General features: G+C 70.3%; 12 protein-coding genes. 6 read left to right on the top strand and 6 right to left on the bottom strand.

Annotated features, from left to right (window positions below):
• Positions 1-5: 5 nt before the first annotated feature.
• A complete protein-coding gene (locus tag NR798_RS13780) occupies positions 6-4,997 on the bottom strand; it encodes a hypothetical protein (RefSeq protein ID WP_375771920.1) in 4,992 nt (1,663 codons plus the stop codon).
• Positions 4,998-5,385: 388 nt separating this feature from the next.
• On the opposite strand from NR798_RS13780, the gene NR798_RS13785 reads away from it, so the two are divergent.
• Positions 5,386-5,877: a hypothetical protein gene (locus NR798_RS13785; RefSeq protein WP_375771921.1), complete on the top strand. Its 492-nt coding sequence runs from the start codon at positions 5,386-5,388 to the stop codon at positions 5,875-5,877.
• The gene (locus tag NR798_RS13790) at positions 5,874-6,230 is read left to right on the top strand and encodes a hypothetical protein (protein WP_375771922.1); all 357 of its coding nucleotides are present in this window, start codon (positions 5,874-5,876) and stop codon (positions 6,228-6,230) included. The genes NR798_RS13785 and NR798_RS13790 overlap by 4 nt, the downstream gene beginning before the upstream one ends.
• Before the next feature lie 181 nt (positions 6,231-6,411).
• Here NR798_RS13790 and NR798_RS13795 read toward each other — a convergent pair whose 3' ends face one another.
• Positions 6,412-7,380 carry a hypothetical protein gene (locus NR798_RS13795; protein ID WP_375771923.1) on the bottom strand — a complete coding sequence of 323 codons (969 nt, stop codon included), beginning with the start codon at positions 7,378-7,380 and terminating at the stop codon, positions 6,412-6,414.
• A gap of 360 nt (positions 7,381-7,740) precedes the next feature.
• On the opposite strand from NR798_RS13795, the gene NR798_RS13800 reads away from it, so the two are divergent.
• Entirely contained in the window at positions 7,741-8,955 is a 1,215-nt protein-coding gene (locus NR798_RS13800) for an ATP-binding protein (RefSeq protein WP_375771924.1), read from the top strand.
• A gap of 63 nt (positions 8,956-9,018) precedes the next feature.
• Here NR798_RS13800 and NR798_RS13805 read toward each other — a convergent pair whose 3' ends face one another.
• Genes NR798_RS13805 through NR798_RS13815 form a run of 3 tightly spaced genes read right to left on the bottom strand, consistent with a single transcriptional unit; the run spans position 9,019 to position 11,550 of the window.
• The gene (locus tag NR798_RS13805; protein WP_375771925.1) at positions 9,019-9,693 is read right to left on the bottom strand and encodes a hypothetical protein; all 675 of its coding nucleotides are present in this window, start codon (positions 9,691-9,693) and stop codon (positions 9,019-9,021) included.
• On the bottom strand, positions 9,680-10,339 hold the full coding sequence (gene rdgC, locus NR798_RS13810; RefSeq protein ID WP_375771926.1) for a recombination-associated protein RdgC: 660 nt from the start codon (positions 10,337-10,339) through the stop codon (positions 9,680-9,682). The genes NR798_RS13805 and rdgC overlap by 14 nt, the downstream gene beginning before the upstream one ends.
• Positions 10,340-10,374: 35 nt before the next feature.
• Positions 10,375-11,550 (bottom strand): tetratricopeptide repeat protein, encoded by a 1,176-nt coding sequence (locus tag NR798_RS13815; protein ID WP_375771927.1) that lies wholly within the window; start codon positions 11,548-11,550, stop codon positions 10,375-10,377.
• A 100-nt stretch (positions 11,551-11,650) separates the two neighbouring features.
• Here NR798_RS13815 and NR798_RS13820 point away from each other — a divergent pair, with 100 nt between their 5' ends.
• Genes NR798_RS13820 through NR798_RS13830 form a run of 3 tightly spaced genes read left to right on the top strand, consistent with a single transcriptional unit; the run spans position 11,651 to position 13,955 of the window.
• Entirely contained in the window at positions 11,651-12,118 is a 468-nt protein-coding gene (locus NR798_RS13820) for an MAPEG family protein (protein WP_375771928.1), read from the top strand.
• A gap of 31 nt (positions 12,119-12,149) precedes the next feature.
• Positions 12,150-13,241, top strand: coding sequence for a YkgJ family cysteine cluster protein (locus NR798_RS13825; protein WP_375771929.1), 1,092 nt, complete (start codon positions 12,150-12,152; stop codon positions 13,239-13,241).
• The gene (locus NR798_RS13830) at positions 13,242-13,955 is read left to right on the top strand and encodes a hypothetical protein (protein ID WP_375771930.1); all 714 of its coding nucleotides are present in this window, start codon (positions 13,242-13,244) and stop codon (positions 13,953-13,955) included.
• 14 nt (positions 13,956-13,969) lie between these two features.
• On the opposite strand, the gene NR798_RS13835 is transcribed toward NR798_RS13830, so the two are convergent.
• A complete protein-coding gene (locus NR798_RS13835; RefSeq protein WP_375771931.1) occupies positions 13,970-14,827 on the bottom strand; it encodes an ATP adenylyltransferase in 858 nt (285 codons plus the stop codon).
• Positions 14,828-14,852 lie beyond the last annotated feature (25 nt).

The following is a 14,852-nucleotide window of genomic DNA, read 5'->3' on the forward strand; positions in this document are numbered from 1 at the left end:
TCAGTCTAGTCCCAGCCCCGGAGCGCGACGCGCACGCCCCGGAGCCACCGGTCCAGTTCCTGACGGCGCAGGGTGGCGAACACCCGGCCGCCCACGATGGAGAGGCCGGTGAGCGTCATCACCACGAAGCCGATGCGGTGATCCCTCAACCCGGCGTGCACGAGCGTGGCCGCCACGTCCAGCGTGAGGAAGAGCGTCCCCAGGGCGAGGTAGGCGCGGATGTGCAGCACCATGCCGGCCGCCACGCCCAGGAGGCACGCCGCGCCGAACACGAAGGCATAGGTGCCGTCCGCCGCCTGGCCCAGCTGCAGCGCCAGCTTCGCCGCCGCGGGCACGTACAGCAGCATGCCACCCAGGATGCGCACCGCGTTCCTCGCCGCCCGTGGCAGGCTGCCCGTGAAGAGCTGCCCCAGCATCAACAGCAGCAGGCCGAGCGGCGCCAGGTAGATTTCAATGCCCTCCATGTCCATGGAGAGCGCGCCGATGAGCAGCGCCGCGTTGCAGGCCGCGGCCGCGAGCGAGCCGAACAGCCGGCTGCGCTCCACCGCGCCCAGCGCCGCGTACAGGAGGCCCGAGCCACCCGCCAGCAGCGCGGCCTCCTGCGTGGCCTCGCCGGGCAGCACCAGCGCCATGCCCACGGGCAGCAACGCCGCGAACCGGCGCGTCGCCCGCTCCACCGGAGCCACCCCCGCCCGCCGTGCCAGCACCGTCACGCCCACCAACGCGAAGCCGAGCGCCAGGGCGAAGAGGGCATCGTGCTCGGGCCGCAGCTCCTGGGCGTAGAGGGCCCTGACGAGCGCGTACACGCCCACCACCGCCACCTGCACGAAGTACACGTGCCGGCCCGTCATCTCCCGCCACGCGGCGTGCAGCGACACCCCCACCGCCAGGGCGATGGCCGAGCCCGCCAGCGGGAGCGCGTGCACGTTGTTCAGCGGGCTCGTCCAGGCCGCCACCAGCGCGAGCAGCCCCCCCGTCGTGATGAGCCACAGGTCCCTGCCCCAGGCGAGCCCCCGGGCGAGGTCCTCGCGCCTTTCACGCAGCCCGCGGTTGGCCACGTGCGCGAGCGCCGCCACTGCCGCCGCGCAGAGCGCCAGGGCCGGGCTGTACCACGCGAAGAGGCCCGTGTACCCCGGCTGCTCCATGCCCGCCACGAGCGCCACCGAGAGGCCCGTCAGCGCGGCGAGCCCCGCCAGCGCCGTGGCCCATCCCGCGCCCAGCCGCGACAGCGCGCCCTTCCACTGGGAGGCGCCGATGAACAGCGTGGCGGCCATGAGCACCGTGGTGAGGGGCAGGGCCACGGACCGCATCCAGTCCCCACCGAGGCCGTACGCGCCCGAGAGCAGGAGCTTGGGAACGGCCATGTCCGGCAGGGTGGAGCCGCCGCTGGCCAGCGCGTACACCGCCGCGTTCAGGGCGTAGAAGAGGGCGCCCAGTTGGGCACGCGCGCGGGCCTGGCTCTCGTCACGTCCCCGCCAGCGGGCCAACCACGGGCTCAGCGTCACCACGCCCAGCCCCACGAGGGCGAGCACGGGGCCCGGCCACGCGCCGACGGTGGGCTCGCGGTGCGCCAGGGCATGGATGACCAGCAGGAGGCCGAGGCCCGGCACCAGCTGCCCCTGGGGCCTTGCCCGGGCCGCGAGCAGCAGCAGCCCGGCGCCGAGGGTGAGTCCGGCGGCCTCCAGCCCGGGCTGGAAGAACGCCGCCGCGAAGACGAGCCCCGCGGCGTTGCCGCACCAGCGGTGCAGCGCCTGCGACAGCTGCGTGCCGAAGGAGTCGGAGCCGGACTCCCCGAACAGGAACTTCCGCGAGGCGTCGAACCGTGCGCCCACCGCCCCGAGCACCAGCCCCGCGCCGGCATACGCGAGCCCCGCGGCGGCGATGCCCGCGAAGGCCCGGTACCACAGCTGGGGGACTGTCTCTCCGGCCTCCAGCCACGCCTCGGACGCGAGCCAATGGCCAGCTCGGGCGGCCTCCAGGAATCCGGCGCGCACCCACTGCGCACCCGGAGGCACCGTCGCCGCCAGCTCATGTCCGAGCACGGTGCGATGCACGGCCCACAGCGCGGCGCCCGGCAGGCCCAGGAGCAACCCCAGGTGGGCGAGCGCCGCCGCCCGGAAGGAGAAGGCGAGCAGCAGCGCCAGGAGCCCGGCGCCCAGCAACTGGAGCGGAGGCACCACCGTCAGCGCGCGCGAGAGGCGGGGCCCTCCGGTGCTCCACGCACTCACCGCGAGCACGACGGCCAGCGCGGCCACGCCCGCGTGCGGAACGAGGTGGTAGAGGCGGCCGTGGCGCTCCTTCTCCAGCAGGCGCCCCAGCGACGGCCCGAAGCGCCGGGTGGCGAGCGCCAGCAGCCAGAGGCCCACGCCAATGAAGGGGAGGCGGAAGGCGCTCACGTCGGGCGGGAGCGGGCGTCCCGCGCGGTTGAGCACCGCGGTGAAGGCGATGAAGAGGCCCGCGACGGCGAGCATCCCCACCGTACCCCGCAGGCGCCACGTGACGAAGCCGCGCGAGAGGAAGGCGAGCACCGCGCTCCCCGTGAGCAGGCCACCCGCGAGCACGGCCCTGGAGCGCTCGGCCTCCGCCGGGAACTGCATCCAGTTGGAGAGGAGGAGGAGGGTGAACGCCACCCCCACCGCCGACACGGCCGCGAAGCCATCGGTGTAGAGCGGGCGGCCCGACTCGGGGAAGGGCAGCCTGGGCCATCCGATCAGCCGCCGGCCTCGCGGGGCGGGAGTGGGCGTCTCGTTCCCGCGACCCCGCAGCGACGCGATGGCGGAGTACCCGAGCACGAGGCTCGCGAGGAGCAGTGCGCGGTCCGCGAGGTCCGTGAGGAGCAGCCGCTGGACGAACACCACGGCCGAGAGCGCGAGACCCCACGCGGCCAGGGTGCTGACGAGCCGGCTGCGGTCCCGCCTCGCGCGCAGCAGGAGGAGGGCCGAGGCGAGGACGAGCGGCATGCCGCCGATCGCGGCAAGCAGGAGGCTCGCGGGCTCTCCGTTGTCGCTGGCCTGCACCGCGGGCAGGGCGAGCAGGACACCCGACGAGGCCAGGGCGAGTGAGAGGTCATCCAGCGGCTGGAACTCGTCGCTCTTCCCCGCCCGGCGCAGCCACGCCTCCTGGAGGAGCCCCGCCGCACCGTAGAGCGCGGCCGCCAGGGTGAGCACGGACAGCTGCGCCCAGTCCCGTGCCGCCACGCCGGTGGCGTCGATGGCACCGAAGGCCCCGAAGACGGCGGCGACACCCCCCAGGTAATGCAGGCCCCGCCAGCGGTAGCCGCCCGTGAGGTGCGCGGCCACGGCCACCAGCGCGCCCGCGGTCACCTCCGGCCATCCGGTGTCCGAGCCCCAACCCGTGACGCCGTACGACGTCAGCGGCAGCGAGGCCAGCGAGAGCACCACGCCCCAGCCGTGCAGCCAGAAGCCGAGCGTGCCTTGTGAGCCCAGCCGGGCCACGGCCAGCAGCCCCGCGCCCACGGCCGCGATGCCCACCATCCACCAGCGCGGCTCGAGCGGCATCATCAGCCGGGCCAGGAGGACACCGGCCAGGGCCAGGGCCAGCACCGCCGGATGGGCGAGCGCCCGGCGCCGGGGCTCGAGCACGAAGAAGGTCAGCGCCGCCGCCACCGGCGTGAGGGCCGAGGCGAGGTCCACCCAGGGCTCCCCCCCGGGCTGCACGGAGAAGGCCGCGAGCGCCGAGGCGAGCGCGCCACTGGCCAGCACCGCGTGCGCGAGCGTCTCCACCACGGGCGCCGCCTGCGGATGGGCCTCGCGCGCCGACGGCTGACTGGCCACGCCCGCGGCCACCGCGGCGAGCGCCATCGCCCAGAGCGTCATCCCCGCGAAGAGCGGGCTCCCCGGGAAGAGCGCCTCGAAGCCGGACGGCGCGCTCGCGACGGTGAAGACGGCGAGGGCCGCCGCGCCATAGAGGCCCGTGGTGAGGACGGAGAGCCCGGCCCGTGCGTCCTCGCGGCGGGCACGCCACGCCGAGGCCCCGAAGGCCGCCACCCCCGCGAAGGCACAGAGGGTGCGTGTCCAGGGCGCCTCGTCCAGCCCCATCAAGGGCAGTCCGGCCAGCAGCGAGGGCAGCAGCGCCACCCCGAGCGACACCGGGGAGGCCCCGTACAGCAGACGTCCCGTGGGCCTCAGGGTGAGCAGGGCGAGCGCGGCGACTCCGGCCGAGGCGGGCAAGCCCATCGCCGGGGACAGCCCCACCAGGGAGGACAGCGCGACGAAGACGACGGGCAGCAGCGCGATGCCGATGCTCGCGAGCACCCGTCCCGCCGAGGCCGAGCGCCGGGCGAGCAGCACCCCGAGTCCGACGAAGGCCGCGTGGTAGGCGAAGAGGGCGCCCGTGACGAGCAACTGCCTGGGCACGCCCCCGAGCGCGCGCCAGGCCTCGCGCACGCCCATGAGCGAGCCGCCGAGCACCAGCACCGCACCGAGGAACCACCACACGTACTCGTGCAGCTTGGGCGCCGCGCCGCTCGCTTCGTCATCGAGCGCCACCATGGCATCCAGCCCACCCCCGAGCGCGCTCGCGTCCGAGCGCTGGAAGAGCGCCTGTCCCGAGTCCGACGCCAGGCCGATGCCCTCCTCCTCGGAGTGCTCGCCGGCCTCGCGCTCGCGCTCCTCGCGCGCCGCGTTCTCCAGCGCCTGGAAGAACGACTGGCCCCAGGTGGGGCGCCAGTCCTCGAGCTCCTCCAGCTTCCCGGCGAGCGCGTCGGCCTTCTGCTCCAGGCTGCCCGCGTCCTCGAGCAGCGACACCGCGACGGCGGCGCTCGCGGCGGACGCGCCGTACAGGGACTCGGTGAGCTGGAGCGCGGTGGCCGGGTCGAGCAGCCGCGTGGCCTGCCAGTCGGCGATCCGCCGCTTCAGCTTTTCGCGCACGAGCCTGTCCACATGGGCCCGCGTCGCGGGCTCGAGCAGCGCGCCGCAGTCCGGACAGGTGTCGCGAGTCCCTTCCTCGCGAAGCTCGGCACAGACCAGGCAGATCATTGGGGTCCCCATGTTCCCTACCGCATGCGTCCGACGTCCCAGGGCGGGTGGGCCCGGGGTGACGCATGACAGAGGGTGAGACTAGGCTGTTTCGCATCCTCCTCGAAAGGGCCTGGCCATGAAGGCGACCTGCACCCTGAGCCGTCCGGTGCTTCCCGTTGGTACCTCCTCGAGGATCGACCTGCTGGTGTCGTTCAAGGCGGAGGCCCCGGCGGCAGGTCAGGCCACCACGAATTCGGTGGGGGCTGGGGTTCTTCATCCAGTAGCGGCTTGGGCGGGAGCCTCCGCTTCCCTGCGTTCAATGAACTGCTGGTGGGTGCTGCTCGTATGTTGCTTGTTATCGCCGTGGGCATCGGCGCAACCTGCGTTGCCGGGCAGGGGACCAGGAGTGGCGCTGGCTTCAGCCCCGGTGCCCACCCCTGGGATGTGGTTGGCGGCGATCCCGGATTCGATACGCCTCAAGATGCTGGCGGCCATTGCCCAAGGGGATATCGCCGGAGCCATCTCCATGTGGCAACTCGCGACGAATCGCGACACGGTTCCGCCTGCCCTGGCGGCCCTTCAGTCGGCCTTCAGTCTGGTGAACAGGATGGCCGGGCCTTGCGGCCGCGTTGCAAGAGATATCTACCAAGGCTTCAAGTCCCTGGGTGGCAATCCCCAGTACCTTCGTCTCTCCAGCTCCAGTGGGAGGTTCTTGTCATGGCAAAACCGGACGTTGATGTCTGATAACAACATCCATTTCGTGGTGGAGTATGAAGGCAGGCTTTATGACGCCTTTACTGGACCGGCGGGAATGTCCCGAGCTGAATACCTCAAGAGCCTCGTGCTGCGCGGTGAGCCAATCTTCACGCAGGTCACGGAGGAGTTCCTGAAGCCATGAGCACGATTCAGACGCCAAAAGACTGGGAGGGGCGTGCTGTCTCTACGTTGGACCTGCTCCTGTTCATCCGGGAGAAGGTGAATGAAGGAGTGATGTTGGAAATGTTCTTGGGCTCGGTCAACGCCCATGCGATGCGATCCTTCATCGAGGGAAGTTCCATGGCCCTCCAATACAACGGCCTTCCCGACCAGGAGTTCGACGATTTCGTCGTATGGCTGCGTGACGTCAAGCGGGAATGGCCTGAGGATGGCTGGGTGAAGAAGTACCTCCGGGAACTTGGCGGAGATCACGAAGCGGCAATCAAGAAGTTCCTCGATTTCGTGGCGGAATTCGCTGCCACCCGCAGGCGCTGAGCCGGTGTTGAGCCGCCAATTTCTTCCACACGCCAGGGGCGGGCTTCAGGTGTAGACGTCTACACCTGGGGTAGGTTTTTTTCATACATCAAGTGTAGACGTCTACACCTGGGCCGCGGCGGGGGAGAAGCCGGACCCGGGGCGGGCACGAGGCTCCGCTCCCCGTTGCGCGAGCCGGGGCTCAGCCGCAGAGGCCGCAGTCCTGCCGGCAGCTGTCGTAGGTCCGGCCCGTTCCACACGACTCGGTGAACTGGCAGACGCCGTCACCGCAGCGGTAGATGTCCTCGCTGCGCATCCGCGTGGTGAGGGGCCGGTAGGTGATGCCGTTGTATTTGCAGCTCACGTACCAGGTGTTGGTGGGGTCCTTCGTGCACGAGCCCTGGCAGCTCCCGACATAGACGAGCGGCAGGCACGCCTCGCGCGCGTCCTCGACGCTGGTGGACAGGGCACAGGCGCGCGCGGTGCTCTCCCGCTCGTTGAGCCGGCCCCGGTCGTTGCCCACGTAGACGCCCTCACCCGTGAAGAGGTTGCCGAAGAAGCAGGCCTCCCGCTCCGGGAAGGAGTCCTGCTCCCAGGAGAACGTGGGGATGGGCTGGCCTTGCGCGTCGTTGCCCAGGATGGAGATGAGCACGCGCTTGCCGTACTTGTTGCCGTGGGCCGCCAGGCACGCGGAGATGACCTGCTGCTCGGCCTCGGTGGCCGCCGCGCCGCTGGCCCAGCCCGGTGCCAGTCCCAGCCAGCCCTGCCACGTGTAGTCCGTCCCCTTGTACGTGTACGTGCGGACCTGCCCGGACGGAACGGCGCACGCGACCGTGTACTTCATGAGCATGTCGGCCATCGCGGGGTTCGTGTCGAACCAGGCCGAGAAGGCCTCGCTGGACAGCCCGTTGAAGGCGAGCCCGTTGAAGGCCAGGCCATTGAAGGCGAGCCCGTTGAAGGCCAGGCCATTGAAGGCGAGCCCGTTGAAGGCCAGGCCATTGAGGGTGACCATCTCCTGGGCCGTGGTGCCGAGGCCCGAAGGGCTGGACTCCTCCGTTGGCCCGCAGCCCGCCCCCAGCACCAGCACGGCCGTGGCGTACAGCGCCCCCAGCAGCCGGGATGCCGGCTTCCTGCTCGTCTGTTTCCCGTACTCCGCTTGTGTCGCTTCCATGTGCTTCCCTCCCCAAGTCACGTGGTTTTCCGGTTTGACCGCGTCCTGCCTGCCAAGGGCTTGCCAGGCCCATGGCTTGAAACCCTTCTCAGTCCACCTCAGGCGAAATTGCCGCTGGTAGTGAACGTGGATCCAGGATGTCTGTTTTCCTTCCGGCCGGCCGTGTTGTTGGGGAGATGGAGCGTGAGGTGGTGGACAGAGGGGCGGAGCACGTCGGCTGACTGACATTCGAGGCCCGGAGCGGCTGCCTGGAATGTGGCCGTGCGGGGTGCCCTTCCGTCCAATGCCATTCACGGCCGGCGGACACAGGGTTGTCCTGTGCCCTCGGGAAGACCTCAGAGTGAGAGTGAGCGGCGGGAGTTGCTTTGGTCGGCGCTGGAGAAGCTCCTCGAGCTGCCGGCCGCCGAGTTTCTGTCCACGATGGCGAGTGTCAGTCAGCTCCTGGCGGAGCTCTTCGCGGCCGACAAGGTGGACATCTTCTTCCTGGAGCCCTCGAGCCAGACGCTGGTGGCCGCGGGCGTCAGCGACACCCCGTTGGGCCGCAAGCAGAAGAGCCTCGGGCTGAACCGGTTGCAGCTGGCCAACCGCGGCCGGATCGTCCAGGTGTTCGAGACGGGCAAGTCCTGGCACACGGGACATCAGGACGAGGACCCGGAGGAGTTGCCCGGCATCAAGTACGGGCTGGGCATCCGGTCCGCCATCGCGGTGGCGCTCGAGGTGGGGGGAGAGCGGCGCGGCGTGCTGGAGTGCTCCTCGGTGCAGGCGGAGTACTTCTCCCTGGAGGATCTCCGCTTCCTGGAGGTGGCCACCCGGTGGGTGGGCGTGGTGGCGCACCGGGCCGAGCTCGTGGAGGCGCTGACGAAGTCCGCCGCCGAGCAGGGCCGCCGGGCGGTGGCCGATGAGCTCATCACCGTGCTGGCCCATGACATGGGCAACTATCTGGCCCCGATGCGCGCGCGCCTCGAGCTCATCCGCCGGCGGGCGGCTCGCACGCAGTCGGAGGACGACCTGCGCGACACCGAGGCGGCGCTCGCGAGCCTGGAGGGCCTCACCCGGCTCACCGCGGATCTGCTCGACGTGAGCCGGTTGGATCAGGGGCTCTTCACCCTGCGCGTCCAGCCCCTGGACGTGATGCAACTGGTGGCGGAGGTGGTGGCGGCCGCGAGGACTCCGGCCATCACGCTCCAATCCCGGGGACCGGAGGAGTTCGTCCTCATCGGGGACCCGGAGCGGCTTCGCCAGGCCCTCTCCAACCTCGTCGCCAACGCGGTGAAGCACTCGCCCCCGGGAGGGGCCATCACGGTGGAGGTGGAGCGGCAGAACCGCGAGGACGGGAGCTGGGCCGTCGTCTCCGTCAGCGACCAGGGGCCCGGGGTGCCGCCCCACCTGTTGCCCCGGCTGTTCGAGCGCTTCGCACGGGGCACAGGCTCCTCGGGGCTGGGGCTCGGGTTGTTCCTCGCGCAGCAGATCGCCCTGGCCCACGGCGGGACGCTGGAGGTCCACTCGGCGCCGGGCAAGGGCGCCCGGTTCGTGCTCTCGGTGCCCGGCTACCGCGTGGGGCCCGTCCCGCGCTGAGGCCAGGACGGGCTCGGAGTGACGGGCTCGGAGCCGGGCTCGGAGACGGGCTCGGGGGCCGGCTCAGCCGCGAGCGGCGCGCGCCAGCTGCACCTTGGTGGCGCGGGGGGCCTCGTCCTCGCCCTTCATCCAGCTCTTCATGGCGGGGACGACCTTCTTGCTCCAGTTGCGGCTGGCGCGCACCTCGAGGAAGGACTGCACCAGCGTGTCCACCATGCCGGACAGCTGCTCGGTGAGGTAGAGCCGCTCCAGCAGCCGGTCATCCTCCTCCTCGGCCATCAGCTCCGGCAGCTTGGCGGCGCGGATGTCGAGGAACTCGGCGTCCAGCGTCACCTCGTACACCTTCTCGCCGTGGGTGAGGCGCCAGCGGGCCTGGTGCACGAGCAGGCCGCGGTCCATGGAGTGCTTCACCTGCTCGGAGTAGGGGGCGAGCGCGCCCCGGGCCATCAGCTCGGTGACGTCGCCGTTGACGCCGCGCAGGGTGCAGCGGCCCGTGTAGAGGACGACGACGCCGGTGCCCTCGAAGTCCACCAGCACGTCGCCCGACTCCGAGCGCCACAGCAGCCAGGTGAGGAACTCGCGGCCCAGGTAGGCCCGGCCGCGCAGCAGTTGCTCGCGCGCCTTGTCGCGTTCGATTTCCGCTTCGTCCCGCGTGTCCTCCTCGGTGGCCCCCCCGTCGACGCCCGCGTCGCCGCGCATGAAGGCCGCTTCGATTCTCGCCTGCTCACGCTTCCCCATGGCTCACCTCGCTGCTGGGAATCTCGCTGTTGGAAATCTCCATGCCGATCAGCTCCGGCGTGGGGACGAGCTCCTCGTCCTTGATGCCGGCGCGCGCGGCCAGGGCGGCGGGCACCAGTGGCTGGAGCTTCACCTCGAAGGCCTGCTCCATGGCCAGGAGGATCTCATCCACCGTCTTGCGCGAGGCGGCCCAGATCTGCACCTGCTGCGTCTGCAGGTTCCAGCTCACGTCGTGCACCTTGGTGGAGGGCACGGCGCGCTGGCGCAGCATGTGGCGGAGGGAGGCGCGGTTCTCCGCCTTCTCGCCACGGGTGGGTTGGCGGCCGTTTTGTTTCTCGAAGGCGGTGGCCCACTTGTCCAGCTCGGCCTTCAGCACCGGGGCGGGCACCTTGACGGTGTCCACCCGGAAGCCGAACAGCGCGTAGTCGCCGTACAGGATGGCGCCGGTGGAGAACTCGATGGAGTCATGGTTCTCCAGCTCCACGAAGCCCGCCGCCCGCTCGTCCTCGGTCTTCTTGAGGTCGATGGGCTCGAAGGCCCCGGACTTCAAGCCCTTGGCGAGCCAACGTTTCTTGTCGGAAGGGGCGTTTCCGGCCGGTTCGGACCGGAAGCGCGAGAAGGTCACTGCACCACTGAGGACTGGCATGAAGCCCGGCAACTTGGACAAGCCGGGCCCGGCCGTCAAGGCACTGCTGGTGCGGCCTGCATCCGGGCGGCGCGCTTCTTCTTCCAGGCCTTGAATTCGGGGGACTTGACGAAGCCCGCGTACTGCTCGATCTCCTCCAGGTCGCTGAGCTCCACGTGGGCGTCCCGCTCGATGGCGTCCAGGTAGCGGGCGGTGTCCTTGAACTGCTTGTCCTGGAGCGACAGGCCGATGAGCACCCAGTGGGCCAGGGTGAGGGTGGGCTCCTGGGCCACGGCGGTCTTGAAGTAGGCCAGGGCCGCCTTGCGGTCGCCCTTGTCCAGCATGACGCTGCCGCGCAGGTACTGGAGGTAGGGGTCCTTCACCCGCTGATCCAACCGGTCCACCATCTTCATCACCGTGGCGTAGTCCTTGCGCATCATGTGCCCGTCGATGGAGATGAGGTCCAGGCTGGGATCATTGGGGAAGGCCTGCTCGAAGGCCTGGATGGACTTCTGGTACTCGCTCTCCTCGAGCTGCGAGGAGGCGGTGAGGCGCAGCAGGAGGAAGGGCTTGTTCTGGCGCAGGGACTCGGGCAGCGCGTCGAAGGCCTTCACCACCTCGGCGAACTTCTGCTCCTGGACCATCTTCTGCATGTCCGTCAGCTTGGAGGCGTTCTTGAGGAAGTCCTGCTCCTTGCCCATCATCTTGTCCACCAGATCGTAGCCGGCCTCCTTGGCGGCCTGGAGGTAGATGCGGCGCATGGTCTCGCTGAAGAGCTCGCCGGTGATGTAGGGGTAGAAGTCGGCGATGACGACCTGGCCCTCGGCGTTGGTGGCCAGTTCCAGGTCCAGGTAGTTGACGCCGCCCTGGGTGGAGACGACGCGGTAGAGGGCGTGCGGGGTGCCGCCGTCCATGCGCAGCCGCAGCAGGTGGAAGCTGGAGTCATCCTCCCGGGAGGAGACGAGCTGCTGGCCCAGCTTCATGCCCGAGCGGCGCATGCCGTTGGCGAAGCCCTCGTGGAACTCCTTGGGGGCGGAGGTGTCGCGCGTGGCGCGCCCGAGGAGCCGCTCCATGTCGATGCGCGAGTCCAGGATGGAGGCATCACCCGCGTTGATGCCTTGCTCCAGTTCCGTGGTGTAGGCCACGAAGGCCGGATCCATGGCGGACGCCTTGGCGGGAGCGGGCGCGGCCGCTGGCTGCGCCGCGAGGACGAGAAGAAGGAGTGAGAGCATGGTGCGCGCACCGTACACCGGGGGCACGCGCCTTGTGCAGAGGGGGGTGGGGCGCGCCCGGCTGTCCAAATGCACGCGCTGCTGGTAGATGGCCGGGTCCATGAACGACTTCTTCCCGCAGATGACCTCCAACCTGGTGCTGGCGTTCCCGGGCTTCCGCCTCTACGCCCTGTGCGCCGTCATCCTCGTCATCAAGATGTTCGGCGTGGGCCTCTACACCGTCCGCACGCGCTCCCGGCTCAAGCTGGCGATGAACCCCGAGGACGCGGCCCGCTTCAACGCCCAGCTCGTGACCACCGAGCACCCCGACGTGGAGCGCGTGCTGCGCGCCCACCGCAACGACCTGGAGAACATCCCGGCCTTCCTCATCCTCGGCCTCATTGCCGTGCTGGCGGGCGCGCCGGTGCTCGGCCTGCAGATCTGCTTCATCGCCTATACGGCCGCCCGGGTGGTGTACAGCGTCGCCTACATCAAGGCCATGCAGCCGTGGCGCTCGATGACCTTCGGCATCGGGACGCTCTGCATGTTCGCGCTGTGCGTGATGATCATCATCCGCATCCTGTCCTGAGCCAGCCGTCCCCCACGCAGGAGCCCCGCCCATGCCCCAGATGCTCGACAGCCTGCCGGTCCTCTACCGGGACCTGCTGCCCGACTTCTTCCGCGCGCAGATTCCCAACGAGGAGAAGGCCACGTGCTCCTCATGCGCCATGTGCCCCTCCTCCGCGTCTGGGGCCGTCGAGTCCGTGGATGGGGTGAGCCGCCTCTTCCGGCCGGACACCAAGTGCTGCACCTACTACCCCAAGCTGCCCAACTACCTGGTGGGCGCGCTCCTGTCCGACACGCGCGACGAGCTGGGCGAGGGGCGGCGGCGCGTGGGGGAGAAGATCGCCAGCCACGTGGGCGTGACGCCGCAGTGGCTCCGCCCGTCGGCCCGCTACAACCTGCTCTACCGCAACTCGCGCCAGTTCTTCGGCCGGGCGGCCTCCATGCGCTGCCCGTACTTCGAGGAGCAGCAGGGCGGTTGCACCATCTGGCCCTACCGCGAGGCGGTGTGCTCCACGTTCTTCTGCAAGTACGTGGCGGGCGCCGATGGGCGCAAGCTCTGGATGACGTTCAAGACGTACCTGGCGCTCGCGGAGATCCAGCTCTCGCGTTACGCCGTGCTCCAGTTGCTGCCCGAGTACATCCTCGCTGGCCGGGACAAGCCGGACCTGGCGGAGACGCCGACGCTGGAGGACCTGGACGACAAGCCGCTGCCCGAGAAGGAGTACGCCGCGCTGTGGCGCCAGTGGGCGGGCCGCGAGGACGCGTTCTACCGGGCCTGCTTCGACACCATCCGCGCCCTGTCGCCGGAGCAGGTGGAGAAGATCATGGGCCTGGACGGCGTCATCGAGCTGAAGGTGCTGGAGAAGAGCCTCCGGGACGCGGTCGCGCCCCAGCTGCCCCAGGTGCTCAAGCTCAACCCCGAGGCCACGGTGAAGTGGCTCGCGGATGGGAGCGTCGCGCTGGGGGCCTATAGCGAGTACGACGCGGTGGCGCTGCCCGGGCTGGCCTACTCGCTCCTCGTGGAGTTCACTGGCCGCGAGCCGGTGGAGGCGGTGCGCGAGCGCCTGCGCAAGGAGAAGCAGGCGGATCTGCACGAAGACATCCTGCTGGAGCTCTACCGGCACCGCATCCTCATGGAGGCCTGAGTGGACCGTGCTTGGAAGCTGGCCTGGGTGCTGGTGCTGGTGTGTTCCGGGTGCGCGGAGCTGCGTGCCGCGTTGAATCCGCCCCCGCCGTCCCCGCCGCGGGTGGCGCAGGTGCAGGCGCGGGTGCCTTCGCCGAAGTGCCCGGAGCGCATCGCCCTGGAGGAGCCGCTGGAGGCGGACCTCGTGCGCTCGCTGGGGCCTCGCTCCTTCGTGCCGGGCGTGTCGCTGACGCAGCTCGGCCTGCTGGGCTCCTCGGGGAGCCCCGAGGTGCGCAGCTCCTTCCAGTCCCAGCTCACGCTCGCCGACGGGCCCGTGGAGCTGGTGGGGGTGACGCTCCAGAGCGGCGCGGGCCTGGTGCTGCTGCGGCCCGAGGCGGACGGCTACTGCGTGGTGAACACCTGGTCCACGTGGCAGTCCTCGGACACGCAGTACACGCTGGACTCCACCTGGACGTCCCCCGACGGCAAGCTGGCCATCCTCCTGGTGAAGCTGGTGGTGGCTCCGGGCTCGGAAGGGGAGGAGACGCGCTGGGTGGTGCTGGGCACCGACGGAGGGCGCGCGTGGATCGCCCTCGGCAAGCCGCCCGAGCACCAGCTCATGGTGCCCTCGGTCCGCCTCGAGCCCAAGGGCAAGAAGCTCTACCTGGACGTGAAGCTGGAGCGCACCTCACGCTTCGCGCTGGGCAAGGACGGCCACTTCATCACCGGGCAGTAGCGCGGCGCCTCCGCTCAGGGGGCCACCTGCCTCAGCAACTCCAGGGGTCCCAGCTCCTGGAGCCGCTGGAGCTGCTCCTGGTTCTTGACGAGCAGCGAGCCGGAGAAGCCCATGGCGTTGACGTTGATACCGTGGGACTCGGCCCGAGCGCGGGGCACCAGCATCATCCAGTCCCGCGTGGTGAGCAGGTTGTAGGGAGGCAGGGGCAGCCTGGGCCCGAGGCTCAGCTCCGCCATCAGGGCTTGATAGGCCTCGAGCAGCCGGGCCCCGTCCTTCGCGGGTGAGGACGTCCACGGGCCGAGGCGCCTCACCGCATGGGCGAAGCCCGGGGCCCCCGGCAACAGCTTCTCCATGGGAACGCGCAGCCCATCGGGGCCGAGCGGGGGGATGAGCTGGAGGTGCTTGTGCGGCTGGCTGGCCCCGGCCACCTCGCCGGAGTTGTAGAAGCCCAGCCCGTCCAGGCCGTCCATGCAGAGCGCGAGCGCCTCGAAGTCCGCGGCGGTGAGCAGGGACTCCTGCTCCTCGAAGGCGCGCGTCACGATGAGCAGGTGGTGCTCCACCACGTTGAACTTGTTGAGCAGGCACAGGTGCGTGGGGGAGAGCCCTCCCACCACGAGGTCCGGATCCGGGTTCTCGAAGGGATCGAAGGGCACGGTGCGGGGCTTCTCGCGCTTCATCCGCTCGTCCTTGAGGTGGGCCCGGCCGAGCACGCGCACCTGGAAGGGGACTCCCCGCTCCTCGAGGGTCTGGCAGTCGGTGGCGATCGGCTGCAGGGCACCCGTGGCCAGTGCGTGCCGGGTCGTGGCGACGATCCGGGGCCACAGGTCCTCGGGCCGCAGGGACGGCTCATGGGGAAGGGAAGGCGTGCTCATCGCGGCTCAGACTACCGCAGGCAAT

This window comes from Archangium gephyra, from assembly GCF_042230915.1.
In the GTDB taxonomy this organism is placed as follows: Bacteria; Myxococcota; Myxococcia; order Myxococcales; family Myxococcaceae; genus Archangium; species Archangium gephyra_B.